Origin of the sequence: Cohnella candidum, from assembly GCF_003713065.1 — a bacterium.
GTDB lineage: Bacteria > Bacillota > Bacilli > Paenibacillales > Paenibacillaceae > Cohnella > Cohnella candidum.
This window is the reverse complement of sequence record NZ_CP033433.1, coordinates 1,420,180-1,437,945: the sequence shown is the minus strand read 5'-3', so window position 1 is coordinate 1,437,945 and position 17,766 is coordinate 1,420,180. Positions and strand designations below refer to the sequence as shown.

At 58.2% G+C, this 17,766-nt stretch carries 14 protein-coding genes; 3 read left to right on the top strand and 11 right to left on the bottom strand.

What is annotated here, in order from left to right; genetic code table 11:
• The first annotated feature begins 3 nt into the window (after positions 1-3).
• Positions 4-843, top strand: coding sequence for an alpha/beta hydrolase family protein (locus tag EAV92_RS06725; RefSeq protein ID WP_123040348.1), 840 nt, complete (start codon positions 4-6; stop codon positions 841-843).
• A 20-nt stretch (positions 844-863) separates the two neighbouring features.
• On the opposite strand, the gene EAV92_RS06720 is transcribed toward EAV92_RS06725, so the two are convergent.
• From EAV92_RS06720 to EAV92_RS06705, 4 genes are all read right to left on the bottom strand, one after another.
• Complete coding sequence (locus EAV92_RS06720; protein ID WP_123040347.1) at positions 864-2,612, bottom strand: ABC transporter ATP-binding protein; 1,749 nt, start codon at positions 2,610-2,612, stop codon at positions 864-866.
• 73 nt (positions 2,613-2,685) lie between these two features.
• The gene (locus tag EAV92_RS06715; RefSeq protein WP_123040346.1) at positions 2,686-3,789 is read right to left on the bottom strand and encodes a GerAB/ArcD/ProY family transporter; all 1,104 of its coding nucleotides are present in this window, start codon (positions 3,787-3,789) and stop codon (positions 2,686-2,688) included.
• A 13-nt stretch (positions 3,790-3,802) separates the two neighbouring features.
• Positions 3,803-5,020, bottom strand: a complete 1,218-nt coding sequence (locus EAV92_RS06710) for a Ger(x)C family spore germination protein (protein ID WP_123040345.1) — start codon at positions 5,018-5,020, stop codon at positions 3,803-3,805.
• A gap of 11 nt (positions 5,021-5,031) precedes the next feature.
• Positions 5,032-6,591, bottom strand: coding sequence for a spore germination protein (locus EAV92_RS06705; protein WP_241158459.1), 1,560 nt, complete (start codon positions 6,589-6,591; stop codon positions 5,032-5,034).
• 101 nt (positions 6,592-6,692) lie between these two features.
• On the opposite strand from EAV92_RS06705, the gene EAV92_RS06700 reads away from it, so the two are divergent.
• Positions 6,693-7,577, top strand: coding sequence for a metal-dependent hydrolase (locus EAV92_RS06700; RefSeq protein ID WP_164472650.1), 885 nt, complete (start codon positions 6,693-6,695; stop codon positions 7,575-7,577).
• Here the strand turns inward: EAV92_RS06700 and EAV92_RS06695 are convergent.
• The 4 genes from EAV92_RS06695 to EAV92_RS06680 form a co-directional block, all read right to left on the bottom strand.
• Positions 7,569-8,540 (bottom strand): glucosaminidase domain-containing protein, encoded by a 972-nt coding sequence (locus EAV92_RS06695; RefSeq protein WP_164472649.1) that lies wholly within the window; start codon positions 8,538-8,540, stop codon positions 7,569-7,571. The genes EAV92_RS06700 and EAV92_RS06695 overlap by 9 nt on opposite strands.
• Before the next feature lie 167 nt (positions 8,541-8,707).
• Complete coding sequence (locus EAV92_RS06690; RefSeq protein WP_123040343.1) at positions 8,708-9,571, bottom strand: patatin-like phospholipase family protein; 864 nt, start codon at positions 9,569-9,571, stop codon at positions 8,708-8,710.
• A 25-nt stretch (positions 9,572-9,596) separates the two neighbouring features.
• Positions 9,597-11,708 (bottom strand): transglycosylase domain-containing protein, encoded by a 2,112-nt coding sequence (locus EAV92_RS06685; protein ID WP_123040342.1) that lies wholly within the window; start codon positions 11,706-11,708, stop codon positions 9,597-9,599.
• A 133-nt stretch (positions 11,709-11,841) separates the two neighbouring features.
• Positions 11,842-13,071 carry a DHH family phosphoesterase gene (locus tag EAV92_RS06680; RefSeq protein WP_123040341.1) on the bottom strand — a complete coding sequence of 410 codons (1,230 nt, stop codon included), beginning with the start codon at positions 13,069-13,071 and terminating at the stop codon, positions 11,842-11,844.
• A gap of 163 nt (positions 13,072-13,234) precedes the next feature.
• On the opposite strand from EAV92_RS06680, the gene EAV92_RS06675 reads away from it, so the two are divergent.
• Positions 13,235-14,074 carry a DegV family protein gene (locus EAV92_RS06675; protein ID WP_123040340.1) on the top strand — a complete coding sequence of 280 codons (840 nt, stop codon included), beginning with the start codon at positions 13,235-13,237 and terminating at the stop codon, positions 14,072-14,074.
• Here EAV92_RS06675 and EAV92_RS06670 read toward each other — a convergent pair.
• Genes EAV92_RS06670 through nirB form a run of 3 tightly spaced genes read right to left on the bottom strand, consistent with a single transcriptional unit; the run spans position 14,055 to position 17,695 of the window.
• On the bottom strand, positions 14,055-14,912 hold the full coding sequence (locus tag EAV92_RS06670; protein WP_123040339.1) for a formate/nitrite transporter family protein: 858 nt from the start codon (positions 14,910-14,912) through the stop codon (positions 14,055-14,057). The genes EAV92_RS06675 and EAV92_RS06670 overlap by 20 nt on opposite strands.
• A gap of 19 nt (positions 14,913-14,931) precedes the next feature.
• Positions 14,932-15,243, bottom strand: coding sequence for a nitrite reductase small subunit NirD (gene nirD / locus EAV92_RS06665; protein WP_123040338.1), 312 nt, complete (start codon positions 15,241-15,243; stop codon positions 14,932-14,934).
• 13 nt (positions 15,244-15,256) lie between these two features.
• Complete coding sequence (gene nirB / locus EAV92_RS06660) at positions 15,257-17,695, bottom strand: nitrite reductase large subunit NirB (protein WP_123040337.1); 2,439 nt, start codon at positions 17,693-17,695, stop codon at positions 15,257-15,259.
• Positions 17,696-17,766: the final 71 nt, after the last annotated feature.

The window sequence follows — 17,766 nt, the reverse complement described above, 5'->3', positions numbered from 1 at the left end:
GCCATGTATCAACTCACGTATGTATCGGACGGATTGAAGGTCAAAGGATACTTGGCCTTTCCGCACGGTTACGGTCTTCCTCCCGGCGAATTGGCCGAATCGCTGCGGCGGCATTACGGGCGAACGGACCTCCCGGTAACGCCGATCGCGACGCCGCTGCTTCGCGACATTCGGGACGTCCGCGCGGCCGAGTCCCCTTGGCCGGTCTTCCTCTACTGCCGCGGCGGCATCGGCCATGTCGGCCGGGTGCAGACACACTGGCTGGAGCGGTTCGCCCGGCATGGGCACCTGGTGTTCGCCCCCTGTTACCGCGGCAGCGAAAACGGCGAAGGCCGCGACGAATTCGGCGGCCGCGACCGGGAGGACGTGCTTGCTGCATACCGTTTCTTAGAGAGCCTGCCGTTCGTGGATGCCCGCCGCATCTCCGTGATGGGATTTTCCCGCGGAGCGATCAACGCGGCGCAAGCCGCTGCAAGCCCGCTCCCCATTCGCAAACTCGCGCTGTGGAGCGGCGTGTCCGACCTGGCGCGGACTTATGAGGAAAGGGTCGATATGCGGCGAATGCTGAAGCGCGTGATCGGCGGCTCGCCGGCCAAGTTGCCGGAAGCGTACCGGGAACGTTCGCCCGAGGCACTTGCCGGACGCATCGGGTGCCCGACGCTCGTCATCCATGGCACGAACGACGTGCAAGTGGATTTCGAACACGGCAGGCGCATGTACGAACGTCTGCTGGAAGCAGGCGTGCCGGCGGATTTCCATCGGTACGAAGGCCTCGGGCATCACCTTCCGCCCGACGTCCACGAAGCCGCCATCGCCCGCATGTTCGACTGGATACGCAGATAGCCCTCTTTTAACCCCCCAGCTTATACGCTCAAGTTCTGCACGTTGAATAACCGCGCGTAGGCTCCGTCCCTCGCCATTAAATCCGCGTGCGTGCCTTGCTCGCGGATTTCGCCGTTCTCGATCATGACGATCTGGTCCGCGTGGGTGATCGTCGACAGACGGTGCGCCACGACGAGCGTCGTCCGGTTTTTGGCCAGCTTCTCGAGCGACTCCTGGATGAGATGCTCGGATTCCAGGTCCAAAGCCGACGTCGCTTCGTCCAGGATCAGAATCCGCGGATTTTTCAGGAACACCCTCGCGATCGCGATCCGCTGCTTCTGTCCTCCGGACAGCTTGACCCCCCGCTCCCCGATTTCCGTATCGTAGCCGTCCGGCAGCCCGCAGATGAACTCGTGAGCGTTGGCCGCCAGCGCGGCTTCCACGATTTGCGCGTCAGTCGCCTTCGGATTCCCGAGCTGGATATTTTCCCGGACGCTGCCGCTAAACAGAATATTGTCTTGGAGCACCATGCCGATCTGGCTGCGCAGGCTATGGATGGTGACGTCGCGGATATTCCGGTCATCCAGCGAAATGCTGCCCTGCTGGATGTCGTAGAACCGGGGAATCAGGCTGATCAGCGAAGATTTCCCTCCCCCGCTCATGCCCACGAACGCGACCGTTTCCCCCGGATGAATCCGCAAATTCAAATCGCGGATGACCCAATCGGTCGTCTCCGAATACCGGAAGCTGACGTTCCGAAACTCGATCTTTCCCTGAACTTCCCCCGGCAGCTCCCGCGCGCCGGGAGCATCCTGGATGTCATAAGGCTCGTTCATCAGCTCCACGACCCGCTCCAGCGAAGCGCCTGCTTGCGTGAGCTCCGTAGAGGAGTTCACGATCCGGCGCAACGGGCTGTACAGCCGGTCCAAATAAGCGAAAAACGCCATGAAAGCGCCCAGCGTCAAATTGCCGCGAAGGACTTGAAAGCCCCCATAGAACAACACGAGCAGCGGCGCCAGATCGGTCAACGTGTTGATGATGGCGTTGGTCAGCGCGTTCCACCGGGTCAAAGCGAAAGCGCGATTCAGGAAATTCTCGTTTTTGCGGTCGAAATTGACCCGCTCCGTCTCTTCCAGCGTGAAGCTTTTGATCACCGGCATCCCGTTCACGCGTTCGAACAGATAGCTCTGTAAATCGGCCAGCGCCTGCGACCTCGTTTTGGAGTACGCCTTCAGCTTGCGATAGAGCTTCTTGACCGACAGCGCGTAAAACGGCAAAACCGCGATCGAGACGAGCGTCAGATGGAAATCCATGTTGAACATGAAACCGATCGCGATCGTCAGCGTGAACAGGTCCAGCCAAACGTTCATCATGCCGGTTTCGACGATGGATTTGGTCTGTTCGGCATCGTTGATCATGCGGGAGATGACTTCCCCCGTTTTGCGGTTCTGATAATAACGAAGGGAAAGCTTCTGGATATGGCCGAAAAGATGATTGCGCAGGTCGTACAGAATCCGGCTGGTCGTCCATTGCGCGAAATATTGCCGCCAATATTCCACGGGGCCGCGGACGACGATGAAAACGAAAAACGCGCCTGCCATCACGTAAACGAGCTTGCGCGTTTTCACGTCCGCCGGTTCCGCGCCCAACAGAATGTCGTCGACCACGTATTTCATCAGGGCAGGGAGAATCAGGGGAATTCCGAATTTCAGCATCCCGACGAATACGGTCAGCAGCACCCGCTTCCAATACGGTTTAACGAACCGGAAATAAACTTTGAAATTGTGCATGTCCTCTCCTTAAGGCCGTTCCGGGCTGTTGTTCTTGATCATCCTTCCATTTTACCAGTAATGTCGCCGTTTATCATGCCGGCTTCAGCTTCCGTCTCAGAAGCATAACCGCGAAAAGCAGCATGGGAAGCGCGATTTGGAAAATCGGAGACACGAATTTAACCGTAATGACGCGGCCAAGCCACAGATGGTGGCTGAGATTCGGGGAAACGAAGGCCAGCGGGTAAATGACCGCTCCAAGCACGACGATCCATTTTTTAAAGCCGAAGCCGATAAGCTTCTCGCCGCCCATCGCCGCAGCGGCGAGAAAGCACACCGCCTTGATCCCCAGGCCGACGAACAAGACGATCGTGAAAAGGGGATCCATCCGGAGCGGACGGTTGAAATGGATCAGTTGCACGGATTCCAGGAGCGGAAACGTGCAATTCGCCGCGAGCACGGGACCGAGCACGAGGATGTTGATCTGATTGATCGCGATCAGGAACAACGCCACGAAAATGTAGGCACGCACGATCGCTTTCGGCAGTCCTTTGCCCTCTTTTGCGCCGTCTTTCTTCGCGTACGCGAAGAAAACGAGGAACAGAACGGTTTGCCCGAACGGAAACGACACAAGCGCCGGGAACGCTTCGCGCGCGACCGGAACGATCCCGTTCTCCAGGAGAGGAAACATGAACTCGACGTGGATCAGACCCGAGTTCCAGATCAAGACGATCAGGATCAGGTAACTCACCATCAAGGTCGGAAACAGCGCGACGCACGTCAATGCGATGCCTCTGAGGCCGTATCTCGCGGAGTTGGCGATCACGAGCAGCGCAATGAACATGATGAAGGCGATCGGCGTTCGGTCCAGCAAAGTAAGCACCGTCAATTCGCCGAGATCGCGCAGGTTGCGGGAGGCTTCGTATAGGAAATAACAAGCGAAGACGCACCCGAGCAAGGTCCCCAGGTACTTGCCCAAGTACCGCTTGCACAGGTCGAATAAATCCCGATCCGGATCGCGCTTGTGGATGACCAGATAAAGCGCGAGCAGCAGCAAGCCGCCCGCTGCCGCGAGAAACATCGACAGCCAGGCGTCTTGTTTGGCCTTCGGGGCTTGCAGAAACAGCGTCGTGCTGCCGATTTCGAACAGAATGAGCAAGATCGCCAATTCGGAAGCCCGAACCGAAGGTTTTCCCATCTCTCGCCGCCTCCTATTTCAAGATCCGCTGAAAGGAATTCGCGGTGAGACCCTGCCGGCGGATTTTGACGTCGGTTTGAACGTCCACCTCCATTTCGGCCAGGCGTTCGTTCCAGGTATCCTTCACTTTCCGCCAATCTCTCGGGTATTTCCGATGCACTTTGCCGGCCAAACCCGCAAGATCCGCGCGTAACCTTTGCATGGCGGCCCAGCCGTTTTTCACGTCCTCCCGGATCTTGGCCTCGACCTGTTTTTCGATCGCGCGAACGGTTCCGAGTCTGGTGATATCCGGCATGCAGCCGTAATTCAACAGTTCTCCCGACGTTTTCACCTTGACTCGAAAAGAGTATCCGTCCCTTGTTCGGATAGGGGTCACTTTCGCCGACGCCTTATAGGAACGGTAGGTCGCAAGCAAGGACTCGTCCTCGCCGGACGGGCATGTAAACGTGAACGTCGTGTTTTTCACTTTGCCGGACATCCAGGATACGCCCAAACCCTCTTCGCGGCTCAACCAGCCGGCAAGCGTGTCTCCTCGAAAAACGGCGATGCGGGTCAGCTTCAACTTGCTGCTCTGGGAGCTGGTTTTGAATGCGTCCAGCGACTTCGATCTTTCCGTTTCTTCCCCCGAGAGAGAGATCTCCGGCAACATGGCGGTTCCCGTCTCAGAGGTCAGCATAAGAGCCGCGTCGAAAACGGATACGGCCGGAATGGCGGAAGAAGACCGGTCTTCTTTCCGCAAGATAGAGGCGATCGCATCGCCTGGAAGCCGTTCCGGCGGGACGAGCTGCTCCAAGATCAGTCTGGCATCGCGGTCTGTCACGACGATTTCGGTCGACTGTCTGGCATCGTGATTCCGGAAATAGGCGTCCAAAATGCTGCCGATCCCGTGCTTTGCCGCCTCGCGTCCGACGACTACGACGTTGTTGTGGGCCAAGTAAATCCAACGCGAATGCTCGAAATCGTTCACCGCTACCGCTTCGCGGATCGTTTTGGCCCGGGTGGAGAATACGTGGACCGGACTCTGCGCAATGTTCCCTCCCGTAGTTCCTCCCGCAGCGGCGGACATCGCGGATGGGACGATTTCCTGAAACGTCACCACCCACTCGCCGTTATCCCAATCGATGCCCGTCGCCGTCGTGATCCCGAGTTGGTTCAGTTCGATGCGGTTCCAGCAGCCGGTCAGCGTCAAAAGCGGAATCAAACACGCCATCAGAAGCCGGCAGAATCGCATCCGATACCCTCCTACGAATTCGTTTTAGGCCCTTGACGCTGCCGGTTTTGTTTGCCGATCACGGCCGGACGGGTCTTCATCAGCGGCCAGGGAACCCGGACGACCAAGTCCTTCCAGTTATTCATCCAAATCGGCGCAAGCGGAGTGAAGTAAGGAACGCCGAACGAACGGACATTCACCACATGCGTCAAAATAGGGACAGCTCCCGCCAGAATGCCGAACAGGCCCAGCGTCCCCGCCAGGAACATCAGTCCGAAACGGATGAGACGGACCGACGCCGCCATGTTGAACGCGGGAATGACGAAGTTGGCGATCGCCGTGAACGATACGACGATGACCATCGCTCCCGACACCAGTCCCGCCTGAACGGCGGCTTGTCCCAATACCAAAGCGCCCACGATCGAGATAGCGGGCCCGATCGCCCGCGGCATCCGCACGCCCGCTTCGCGGATGACCTCGAACGTGATTTCCATGAGCAGCGCTTCGATTAACGCCGGAAGCGGCGTCCCTTCCCTCTGCGCCGCCAAGCTGACGAGCAGCGTCGAGGGCATCATTTCCTGGTGGAACGTCGATACCGCGATATACAAGGAAGGCAGAAGCATCGCGACGAAAAAAGCGAACAGTCGAATGACGCGGAGGAAGGAGGAGAGATCGTATCGCTGATAGTAGTCTTCACTGGATTGGAAAAACTTGAAGAACGTCACCGGGGCCAGAAGCACGAACGGCGTTCCGTCCACCAGAAGTGCGACCTGTCCCTCCAGCAAACTTCCTGCAGTCGAATCCGGACGCTCCGTGTTCATCATCGTCGGAAACGGCGTCCACGTCTTGTCTTGAATTAACTCTTCGATATACCCGCTCTCCAGCACGCTGTCCGTGTCGATGGCGTCAAGGCGTTTTCTCATTTCATCCAGCACGGCCGTGTCGGCAAGCCCTTCGATATACGCCATGACCACCGGCGTTTGGGTATACCGGCCAATGGTACGCCTCTCAATCCGCAGGTCCGACGTGCGCAGTTTCCTTCGGAGCAGCGATACGTTCACCGTCAGGTCTTCCGTAAAGCCTTCCTTGGGCCCCCGGATCACCGTTTGGGAGGTCGGTTCCTCCACCCCGCGTTTTTCCCCGCCCGGCACGGAAGCCGCCAAGGCGGCCGGAAACCCGTCCGTCAAGATGACGGCATTACCCGTGAGCAAGTCGGCCCTTAGATGTCCTTCCGTATGAACGAGCTTCACTTTGCCGACGGGAAGCTTGCCTTGGATTCTGGTTTCCATGGCCGCAGGGCCGCCCGAAACGGAAGGAAGCTGCTCCGTGATGGCCTCGACGAGTTTGGATAACAGTTTCGGATCGACGATGCCTTCGATATACGCAACGGCAACTCTTCTCGAAGGTGCAGCCGCATCCTCCCACTCGCGGATCACGAGGTCGGCGCTGTGCCCGAACGAGGCTCGCAGCCGGGAAATCGCTTGGAACAGCGAAGCCGGAATGGGCGGATCAGGCTCCGGATTCGATGCCGCCTGTTGCGAAGGGTCTGACGTCAGCCCCATCGACTTCAGGATCCGTTGGAAAACAGGCATGGCTTCTCACTCTTCCGGTTGAATTTGCCATTATTATGAGTTCGGCATGGGACGCTTATACTATAATGGAAGGACCAATCCAACTGCCGGGAGATGCGCCCATGGACTATATGACGCACAGTCTGTTCGGAGTCGCCGCGTACGCGGCCCAGGACAAATCGAAACTCGACGTCAAAACGAAAATCGCCCTCCTCGCGACATCCGTCGGGGCAAACATCATCCCCGACATCGATATCCAATGGGCGACCAAAACGAACGATTCCTATTTGATTTATCATCGCGGAATTACGCATTCCTTCTTGATGGCGCCCGTCTGGGCGGGCTTGTTCGCCTTGCTGGCCTTCCTTCTCGTGCGTGCCAAGGGCAAACGGTTCTTCTTGACGGCGCTTGCGGGCGTCCTTCTCCATATCGTCAGCGATTGGACGAATCCTTGGGGAACCGGGCTGCTGGAGCCGTTCACTTCCCGGCGATACGTCTCCGGGTTTATTCCGAACAAGGGATATGTATTTTGGTGTTTCGCGGCGGCGATCGCCGTCCTCTTGCCGTTCTTCCGCATGCCGAAGCAGCGGCTTCGCGTCCTCCGCGGATTCTGGGCGTTGTCCGCCTTCTACGTCCTCTTCCAACTTGGCCATGCCTCGTATTTGTACGCCGATTTAAAGGCTCAAGGCTATGAACACGTCGCCATACGGGCCGACCGTTGGCCCGGAGGTTTTTCCTATTACGCCAAGAAAGGCGGAGAAATCGTGGAAGGACGAAGCGATCTCCGCGGACGTCAGCCGTCCGGCATCGTGCAAGAATACCGTACGGATCCGGTCGATCTGGATCCGCTCATGGAGAATCCCTCCGCGAGAGCGTTGATCCTGTTCGCGCCTTTCGTCGGAACGCAGGATTTGGGCGACAGCGTGCGCCTGTTCGATCCCCGGTTCGCGGGAAGACGCGGTTTTCTCGATATCGTCGTTCCGAAACCGAACCCGTCGTCAAACTAGCAACTTAACATGGTCGCTGACCATGATTCCCTTGACGAGTCTCGGCCATTTGGAATTCGCCGGGCAATACTTCTGCGCGACTTTCTCCACGGTCGTATATCCTTTGCCGACATAGTTTTTGGCGATCAATTGGCCGAATTTGCGGACGCTGTCCGCTTTCGTATCGAAACGGTAAGCCTGTTTATTCCCGTTACCCGTAGCGTTTAAGCCAAACAGGTTGTTTTTGCTTTTGGCCAGCCGGCTTTTGCCGTTGCCGCTCTCCAGCTTCATCACGGCGATCGTGAAGTAGGCGTTGATGCCGTAGTCTTCTTCGATTTCCAAAATGGCCGACTCCAAATGTTGGCCTTCCAGCGCCGTCCCTTCAAAAATCCGGGCGATATGCTCCTCGGTTAACCCCGAATCCGAACGCACGGTCGGGGTCGGATCGGCCGGACGGACTGCCTTCGCCGGCTCAGGAAGCTTGTAAGGCCTGGACGACCGGGCGGGCTTCAGCGCGTCGGCGGCCATGCTCTGGGATTCCCGCGTTTGCTGCGGGGATAGCTGCGCGTATCCTCCGTGTACATACCCTCCCCCTTCGAGGCGAAGCCAGCCGTTATCCGTCGTTTGGATCACGTTAAGCTCCGTGCCCTTCTCGACGACTTTCAAGATCCGGGCTTTGCTGCTCGGCTCTTCTCGGATGTTCAAATAAAATGCGGTTGTGACATACGAGGAAGCCCTCGGCTTTTGGGGAGCGCGCGCGGTTTGAACGGGAACCGCGGCCAGCTGCACGGCATGGGTCCGGGGAGGCAGTTTCACGAGGGCGGCGATTTGCAGGCGGGGATCGATCTTGGATTCCCTATTGGCGGTCGACGCAGCGGCCGACGCGTAAGTGTTTCTGGAGACGGAAACGTACAAGAAGAAGGACAATAGCAGAACGGCGGCGAGTACGAGAACGGACAAGGTAACAAGGCGTTTGGCGATCATCGAATCTCTCCTTCGCATCCTCTAGTCGTACAAGTTATCTTTGATTGTACGGGGAGGGCGGCGAAAAGCTTGTCAAACGGTCTGTGAGTTTTTGATGATTATTTGTCGCAAAAGAAAAGACCGCCCCACGTTAGGGCGGTCGCCTCGATCAAGCTTTGTCGAAGGCTTCAGCGAAGCCATTGCTCGAGCTTCGGATAGATGGCCTTGGCGTCCTCGTAACCTTGCTTGTACAACCGTTCCAATTTGGCTTTGTTTTGCTCCACGCGTCCGACGACGATCGGCTCCCGGGGGCGGATGATGAAAGCCTCGCCGTTACGTTCCTTTTCCTCCGCGTACGCGACCGTCTTGTTGTAAATGTCGTGACGGTTCAGCATGACCTCCACGAATTTCGGGAAAGCCCCGAACTTTCGCTGCAGAAGCCAACGCAGCCGATTACGGCTTTTCACGTATCCCTGATTCCGAGTGAGGATGAGCAGCGTGCGGGAACAGCCGTCGGCTTCGGCTTTGCGGATCGGGATCGGGTCCGAGATACCGCCGTCCATCAGCTTCTTCCCTTGAAATTCCACGATCGGCGCGAAGAACGGCAAGGAACTCGAAGCCCGTAACAGCGTCAACGCATCAAACCCCGGCCGGCTCTTGTAATAATACACCGGCTCTCCCGTATCCACGTCCGTGGCGGCCACGACGAATTCTTCGCGCGACTCTTCGAACGCTTGAAAATCGAACGGAACGAGGAACCTCGGAATTTCTTCGAATATGAAGTCCATGCCGAACAGCTCGCGCCGATGACGCAGGAACTTCCGCCACGACAAGTACCGGGGGTCGCCGGCGAAGTCGATGTTGACGATCTTGTTCCGGCCCCGCTGCCTGGAGAGATAACTGACGGCCATGCACGCGCCGGCCGACACTCCGATTTGGTAAGGAAAGTACAAGTCCCGCTCCGCGAACAAATCCAATACGCCGGCCGTATAGAGGCCCCGCATTCCCCCGCCTTCCAGCACCAAGCCGGTTTGATCTCCTGCTGGTTTCATCCGGTCCACCCTCTTGATCTTCCTGTTAATGTTTATCTTTGCCTTTGTTATTTTTTCTCTTCTCTTTTCCGGTCTCCTTTTTTTGTTCCTTTTTTGGCTCCTTTTGTTTCACCGGTTTGGGCTCATCTTTCGGCTCCGTATTCTGCACATGTTGATTGCCGCCGGGATTTTTGAACGCGGACACCGGTTCGCCTTGCAGCGCCGCGGACATCATCGCTTGAAAGATCATGGCGGGATACTCTCCCCCCGAGGTGGTCAAATAGTGGCTGCCGTCCGTGCGGTCGTAACCGAGCCAGACGGCGCCGACGAGCTCGGGCGTATAGCCGACGAACCAGGCGTCCTTCGCGCCGCTGATTCCTTTGAACTCGGGGGTGTCCGGCAATTGGGTCGTGCCGGTTTTGCCGGCCGTCGGCCTGCCGGAAATGGCCGCTTTCTTGCCGGTTCCGTCGCTCACGACGTTCTGAAGAAGCTGCGTCATTTCGAAGGCTTTCCCCGCCGGCATGACGGAAGCCGCCTCTTCCTTCGCTTCCGCAAGCACCTCGCCTTCCGCGTTCTCGATCCTCAGGATGGTATGCGCGGGCGTGACTTTGCCTAGAGCGGGAAACGCGCTGAATGCCTGGGCCATCTGGAGCGGCGACACCCCGTGCGACAATCCCCCCAGCGCAAGGCTTAAATTCTTGTCTTCCGCCGTCAGAGGGATCCCGAGCTTCTTGGCGAACGACCAACCGGTCGTGACTCCGATCTCGTTCAGCAACCAGACGGCCGGCACGTTCCAGGAATGGGCGAGCGCATCGCGAAGGCTCGGCTGCCCATGCGACTGCCCGTCTATGTTCTCCGGGCGGTAGCCCCCGATATCCAGCGGACCGTCGTACAAAGCCGATTCGGCATTGTACCCTTGCATGAGGGCGGGCGCGTAAACAGCGAGCGGCTTAAACGTCGAACCCGGCTGCCGCGTGAGCTGGGTTGCCCGGTTGAACCCGCGGAAGACATGCTCGCCTCGTTGCCCGACGATTCCCCGTACGCCTCCGGTGTGCGGATTCAAAATAACCGCTCCGCTTTGCGGGCGCTCTCCGTCTGCTCCCGCCGGGAACAAACCGTCGTCTTGGTACGTCTTCTCCATCGCTTCCTGCACGGTGGGGTCCAGCGTCGTATAGATCTTCAAGTTGCCGGCCATCAAATCCCGCTCCGTGAATCCGTACCGGTCGATCGCTTCGTCAATTACCGCGTCCGCAAAGGAGCCGTACTTCCCGAGCAGTCCGTTCCCTTCCGCATTCCCCTGGCGCAGCTGAATAGGCTCCGCCTTGGCCGCCCGGTATTCCGCATCCGATACGTAGCCTTCGTCCCGCATCATGGCGAGCACGAGATTGCGGCGCTCCAGCGCCAAATCCGGATTCCGGTAAGGGGAATACCGGCTTGGCGCCTTGGGCAGCGCCGCGAGCAGCGCGCTTTCGGGCAAGGTGAGATCCTGAACGCTTTTGCCGAAATAACGTTTGGCCGCCCTTGCGACGCCCCACTGTCCTTCTCCGAAATAAATCTGGTTTAAATACATACCGAGAATGGCGTCTTTATCGTAAGCCGCTTCGATTTTGATCGCGTAAGCGGCTTCCGTGATCTTCCGCTTGAACGATTTCTCGCCCGTTAGGAAGACGTTTTTGGCGAGTTGCTGCGTGATCGTGCTGCCGCCTTCCGCGGAAGCTCCGCTCTTCGCGTTTCGGAAGGCGGCGCGGACAATCCCCGTCAGGTCGACCCCGGAATGGTCGTCAAACCGTTTGTCCTCGACCGCTACGACCGCATGCCGGAGGGACATCGGGATCTTGTCGATCGGCACCGGCTCGGTTTTCGCGACGGATACCACGGAAGCGACCTTGCCGTGGACATCCAGCAATTCCGTCGGCGCCGCGACCGGAAGGGCAAGCTTGCCGATATCGAGCGATTGATACCATTTCCAGCCTGCTCCGGCTCCCCATAAGGCCAAAACGAACATCGCCAAAAATACGTATCGAAGCCGAATCCGGAAACGCATCCGGAAGCGCGGCCGACGCCGGCGCTTCGCGGGTTGTTCGGCCGGCACTTGCCTTATCGTTGGTTCCGCGGCAATCGGTTCCCCTTTCCACTGAAAGGACTTGGGCTTGTCCATGTTCGGACACCTCCTGCTGCGTGTTATTCAATTTGGTCACTTCCTTGTTTATACACGAAGAAACCGCCTCGAAACATTGGTAAAAATAAGCAAGCTGCCCCACGAGGGGCAGCTTGCGGCATTTCTTCCGGATTCACTTGACGATATCCTCCAGCGCGTGTTCGAGCTCCTTTTTCGTAATCAGCATATGTTCCATCAAATATTTGACGAACAGCTCATCCCGCACAAGCGACGCTTGGTATTCCCGTTTGATGAAGCTTTCCGCCTCTTCGAAGGTCGGAAACGTCTCGTTTTGCGTCTCCCCGTTCCGGTCGATCCGCCACAGGTCTCCGCAAGTGAACAAATAAAATTGTTCGGCTTCCCGGTTGTCGTACAAGTTGCCGTATTCCGAGCCCTTCAAGTTGAAACGGTTGCGCGGCGCATCGGGGCGGACCGGATCGATTCCGAACACCGAGTCGACGTAACTGGCGTAAGCCTCCTCGGTCAACGGGCAGCCGGACGCCTTGGCATGTCCGCCTCCTCCGAAACCGCCGGCGATTTCGGACACGTCCACGTTATCGTGGATGGTGCGGAGGCTCATTTTCCGTCCGCCCATGTTCAAGATCGCGATGTAATCCAGATGGGCATTCTCCCGGCCCAATTCGCTCGACAGCTCGGAATGGTACAGCTCGGCGTGCACGATGCCGACGCATCGGTCGGCGATGAACGTCTGCACCAGCTCTCTCTTCTTCCGTCGAACGTAGCGTTCGATTTTCTCCTGCTCGAGGCCGAGCAGCTTTTCTTCGAATTCCGTGAACGCAAATCCGCCGTCCGCCTTTAACCGCTCCAGCATCTGGTCCTCGAATTCATCGATTGACCACATGAAGAACAGGTCGTTGAGCTGCTTGGCCTTCGGGTTGCCCAGCGCCTCCCATTCCCAGGTGTCATATTGCCGGACCCATTCCACGTACTGGTTTAACGATTCCGTCGCCCGAATCCATCCTTCGCGTTGCAAGTAGTCATACATCAAAGAAGTCGCCGACGCGAGCCGGCCGTCTTCGTAGGCGACGGTGACGTCCGCCCAAGCATATCGATTCAGCTCCAGCGCGGATTTGTGATGGTCGATCAGTTTCACTTTGGCGCCGGACCGGACGAATTCGGACAGCCTCTCCGCGTTGGCATCGTTCACCATCAGATCCGTAATCATGAGGCAATCGTCTTTTCTTCTTTTGCCTTTCGATTTGCGCTCCAGGAATCTCTCGACCTCGCGGTTCAACCCTTCCACGGAATTGTAGCGAACCTCCGCGTTATCGCCGAACGCGAGCCTCGCGAGAATGCCGCAGCTGACGCCGTCGAGATCGTTGTGGGTAAACAGGAAAAACATCGCTCTTCCTCCGTTTGCAGGCACCATATTTGCGTGGATAGGATGCCCATAGGAGGTGGCAGACGATTCCTCGGAACTTTTTCTCCGCAGGCGCGTAATATCGCGTAATATAGAGAAGATTCCTGCGCGCCAAGGCGTGAGCGACAGAGGGAGAGACAACTTAATGGCCCGCATTCGGATCGTCACGGATTCTACCACGGATTTGCCTAAGGAACTGCTCGAGCAGCACCGGATCGAAGTGATCCCGCTTTCCGTATACGTCAAAGGAGAGACGTATCAAGACAACGTCTCGATTACGCCTCTCGAATTCATCGAGCGGATGAAACAATCTCCCGAGCTCCCGAAAACGTCGCAGCCTTCCATCGGCGTGTTCGTGGAAACGTACGACCGGCTGGGCGCGGGCGGCGATACCGTTCTCTCCATTCATATGACGGGCGGCATGAGCGGCACGTACGCGACCGCCTGCGCCGCCGCGGAAATGTCGGCCAGCAACGTCTTCGTCGTCGATTCCCAAATGATCTCGCAAGCGCTTGGCTTTCAGGTGATCGAAGCCGCCCGGATGGCGGAGCAAGGCTTGACGATCGAAACCATCATCCAGCGTCTGAAGCAAATCCAGGACCGCACCTCGCTGCTGGTCGTCGTCGAAACACTCGAAAACCTCGTAAAAGGCGGACGCGTCGGCAAAGCGGTCGGCTGGCTGAGCAGCATCCTGAGCATCAAGCCCATCGCCTTGCTGGAGAAAGGCGTTTATACGCCGCTCGCCAAGGTGCGGACGACTTCCCAAATCCTTCGGACGTTATTGGAACGTTTCGAACAGGACATCGCCCAGAAAGCCGTCAAGGGCATCGGCATTTCCCATGCCGACAACCTCCCGCTTGCGGAGCGCCTTCAGCAGGAGATCGCCCGCCTGACGAACGTCCCCGTCTCGATCCGTCCCGCGACTCCCGTCATTACGACCCACACGGGCGCAGGCGCCATCGGGTTCATGTATTATACTGAGTAGCTTCCGCCGGGGATGCCGGCGGGAACATGGCCCCCGCTTTCTCGGGGGCTTTTTTGTGATCCTTGTGGGACAAATACAACAGAAGACCCGTGAACAGGGCGCCGCCGATCAGGTTGCCGAACAGCACGGGGATCTGGTTCCAGAGCCACCAATCTCCGAAGCTTACGTCCGCCCCAAGCATCATGCCCGTAGGAATGACGAACATGTTGACGACGGCATGCTCGAAACCTTGGCCGAAGAAAATGAGGATTGGCAGCCACATCGCTGCGATTTTGCCGATCGTGGAGCTGGACGTGAACGCGATGACCGCGCCCAGCGTCACCATCCAGTTGCATAGCATCGCCTTGACGATCACCAGAAGCATCCCGTCGAACCCCAAATGCTTGTAGGCAACCGTTTTCGCCTCGCTGGCCGATATGATCGTCTGAATGAGCGGATTGCTCATATCCGTCCCCATCTTCGTGATCGTCAAGCCGTACAACGCCCCATAGACGGCGCAGCCGACCAAATGCCCGATGGAGACCCAGGCGAAATTGGCGAGCATTTTGCCGGGCGTCGTCCGTTTCCGGAGCACCGCCAGAGGAATCAGGGCGAAGCTTCCGGTGACGAGCTCCAAGCCAAGCAATATGATGATCACGAAGCCGACGGGAAAGATCAGCGCTCCGGCCATTGGAATTTTCGTCTGCGCAGCCGCGGTAAACGCAAGCGTCGTCGCGCAGGCGAGAATCGCGCCGCCCAGTACGCCGCGGACGAACATCCGGCCCTTGCCCATATCGGCTTTGGCCGCGCCCGCTTCCACGATTTCGTCCAGCGCCTGGTTCGGTTTCACGTAGTCCATTCTCCCGCTGCTCCTTTCGCTATGCCTTCAAATAAATGGACCCGTTCGACCGGTCGATTTCCAGCTCGAACGTCCCTACGCAGCCGTCGTCCGGCTTTTGCACTTGCCCGCTCCGGAGATCGATCTTCCAATCGTGAAGGGGGCAGTGGACGTTGCCCCCGCATACCATCCCTTCAGACAGCTTGCCGCCTTTGTGCGGACATTTGTTCTCGACGGCCAGCACTTCGCCGTCGGACAACCGGAACAAAGCGATTTCCTTGTCGCCGTGACGGACGGTGCGCGCGCCCAGCGGATCGATCTCGGAGATGTTTCCGATCAAATGTTTGCCCATATGCGTCATCCTCCTAGATCTGAACCTGTGCCGGCTCCGGCAAGGACTCGAAGTTTTTGCGCAGCTCGCGTTCGCTGACGATCTCTTTCCAAGGGTCGACCGTTTGGCTCAACGCCGTCTTGATACGGGCGTAGAGAGCCTCGCGGTCTTCTTTGTTTTCCAGCGCCTTTTTCACCGAATCCAAACCGACCCGCTCGATCCAAACCGACGTCCGTTCGTTCCACTGCGCATTCTCGCGGTAATGTTGCAGGAACGCGCTTGCCCACTCCACCACTTCATCCTGCGTCTTCACGACGCACAGCAGGTCCGTCGCTCGGACATGCACGCCGCCGTTCCCGCCCACGTGAAGCTCCCATCCTCCGTCGATCGCGACGACGCCGAAGTCTTTGATCGTCGCTTCCGCGCAGTTGCGGGGGCAGCCGGATACGGCAAGCTTGACTTTCGCCGGCGTGTTCAGCCGCTCGAACTCCTTCTCCAGCCGGATCCCCATGCCGATCGAATCCTGGGTACCGAACCGGCAGAACGTCTCCCCGACGCAAGTCTTGACCGTCCGCAGCGCCTTGCCGTAGGCGTGGCCCGAAGGCATGTCGAGCTCTTCCCACATTTTCGGAAGGTCCTCTTTCTTCACGCCCAGCAAGTCGAGTCGCTGTCCGCCCGTGAATTTGACCATCGGCACGTCGAATTTCTCGGCGACCTCCGCGATTTTCTTCAGCTCGGCCGGCGAAGTGACGCCGCCGTAAATACGCGGTACGACGGAATAGGTGCCGTCCTTCTGGATGTTCGCGTGGTACCTCTCGTTCGTGAACCGCGATTCTTTCTCGTCCTTGTATTCCATCGGCCACAGCATGCCCAGGTAGTAGTTGAGAGACGGCCGGCATTTGGAGCAGCCTTCCGGGTTATCCCATCCGAGCACGTGCATGACTTCCTTGACCGACTTCAACTCCATGCGTTTGATTTCGGCCACGATTTCGTCCCGGCTCAGCGTCGTGCAGCCGCAAATGCCTTCTTTGACGGGCGCGCCAGCGGCGTCCCCTCCGTAAACCTTGAGCAATCCTTCCACGAGCGGTTTGCAGCCGCCGCAGGAAGCGGAAGCCTTGGTGCAGGCTTTGATCGCGGAAACCGAGGTGCAATCCTTGTTCAAAATAGCGTCCTGGATCGTCGCTTTGGAGACGCCGTTGCAGCCGCAGACGATTTCGTCGCCCGCCATCGCTTCAAGCCGGCTCTCCGGGGATGCGGCGCTAGACCCGCCCGGCGCGAACCCGAGCAGCAATTCCTTCTCTTTGCCTTTGACCGATTCTCCGCTTTTAATGAGCGAGAACAGTTGGGCTCCGTCGCCGGTATCGCCGAACAACACCGCCCCGACGAGTTTGTCGTCCTGCAGGACGATTTTCTTGTAGACGCCTTCCACTTCATCCTGGTATCGCATGGCCCGCGTGCCGCTCGGCTCGTCGTACCGGCCCGCCGAGAATACGTCGACACCCGACACCTTCAACTTGGTCGAGGTCACGGAGCCCGCGTAACCCGCCGTCTCGACGCCCGCCAACCGTTTGGCCAGCACGGCGCCCTGCTCGTACAGCGGTGCGACGAGTCCGTACGCGATGCCCCTGTGCTCCGCGCATTCCCCTACCGCATAGACGCCGGGGACGTTCGTTTCCATGAAGTCATTGACGACGACTCCCCGGTTCACGTCGATGCCGGACGATTTGGCCAGCTCTACGTTCGGCCGGATGCCGACGGCCATCACGATGAGGTCCGCTTCCAACTCGGAGCCGTCCGTGAAGCGCAAGCCCTTCACGCGTCCCCTGCCGTAGATCGATTCGGAATTTTTCTGCAGCAGGAACTTCATGCCCTGGGCTTCCAGCTCCTTTTGCAGCATTTTGGATGCAGCTTGGTCGAGCTGGCGTTCCATCAAATAAGGATGAATGTGCACGACCGAGACGTCCATGCCAAGGTGCAGCAATCCCCTGGCGGCTTCCAGGCCGAGCAAACCTCCGCCGATGACGGCGGCTTTTTTGTACTTACGGGAAGTTTCCATCATGATTTCGCAGTCCCGGATGTCCCGGAACGCGATGACGCCTTCTTTATCCGCGCCCGGAAGCGGGAGCATGAACGGATTGGAGCCGGTCGCGAGGATCAGGGCGTCGTATTCCGCCACCGTTCCGCGCGAGGTGGTCACGGTGTTGCTTTTTGTATCGATTTTTATGGCCGTGTGGCCAGAGAGCAGCCGGATGCGGTTTTCCTCGTACCAGTTCCAATCGTTGATGACGATGTCTTTCATGTCCGCCCCGCCGGCCAGCACGGAGGAAAGCAGGATCCGGTTATAGTTGGGATGAGGTTCCGCCCCGATAATCGTAATGTCGTACGCGCCGGGAGCGAGCTTGAGCAGATGCTCGATCGTCCTCACGCCGGCCATGCCGTTGCCGATCATCACCAATTTTTTCGCGTTGTCCATGTCATCATCTCTCCCGTAACTCGTATTGGCTTCGAGAAAGCAGAAAAGCCTGCTTTGCGCCGCGGAATGAG

What these genes read in the sequence shown, in the direction of transcription:
- EAV92_RS06725 (WP_123040348.1), top strand. Translation starts at nt 4, where the DNA reads ATGTATCAACTCACGTATGTATCGGACGGATTGAAGGTCAAAGGATAC.
- EAV92_RS06720 (WP_123040347.1), bottom strand. Translation starts at nt 2,612, where the DNA reads ATGCACAATTTCAAAGTTTATTTCCGGTTCGTTAAACCGTATTGGAAG.
- EAV92_RS06715 (WP_123040346.1), bottom strand. Translation starts at nt 3,789, where the DNA reads ATGGGAAAACCTTCGGTTCGGGCTTCCGAATTGGCGATCTTGCTCATT.
- EAV92_RS06710 (WP_123040345.1), bottom strand. Translation starts at nt 5,020, where the DNA reads ATGCGATTCTGCCGGCTTCTGATGGCGTGTTTGATTCCGCTTTTGACG.
- EAV92_RS06705 (WP_241158459.1), bottom strand. Translation starts at nt 6,591, where the DNA reads ATGCCTGTTTTCCAACGGATCCTGAAGTCGATGGGGCTGACGTCAGAC.
- EAV92_RS06700 (WP_164472650.1), top strand. Translation starts at nt 6,693, where the DNA reads ATGGACTATATGACGCACAGTCTGTTCGGAGTCGCCGCGTACGCGGCC.
- EAV92_RS06695 (WP_164472649.1), bottom strand. Translation starts at nt 8,540, where the DNA reads ATGATCGCCAAACGCCTTGTTACCTTGTCCGTTCTCGTACTCGCCGCC.
- EAV92_RS06690 (WP_123040343.1), bottom strand. Translation starts at nt 9,571, where the DNA reads ATGAAACCAGCAGGAGATCAAACCGGCTTGGTGCTGGAAGGCGGGGGA.
- EAV92_RS06685 (WP_123040342.1), bottom strand. Translation starts at nt 11,708, where the DNA reads ATGGACAAGCCCAAGTCCTTTCAGTGGAAAGGGGAACCGATTGCCGCG.
- EAV92_RS06680 (WP_123040341.1), bottom strand. Translation starts at nt 13,071, where the DNA reads ATGTTTTTCCTGTTTACCCACAACGATCTCGACGGCGTCAGCTGCGGC.
- EAV92_RS06675 (WP_123040340.1), top strand. Translation starts at nt 13,235, where the DNA reads ATGGCCCGCATTCGGATCGTCACGGATTCTACCACGGATTTGCCTAAG.
- EAV92_RS06670 (WP_123040339.1), bottom strand. Translation starts at nt 14,912, where the DNA reads ATGGACTACGTGAAACCGAACCAGGCGCTGGACGAAATCGTGGAAGCG.
- nirD (WP_123040338.1), bottom strand. Translation starts at nt 15,243, where the DNA reads ATGGGCAAACATTTGATCGGAAACATCTCCGAGATCGATCCGCTGGGC.
- nirB (WP_123040337.1), bottom strand. Translation starts at nt 17,695, where the DNA reads ATGGACAACGCGAAAAAATTGGTGATGATCGGCAACGGCATGGCCGGC.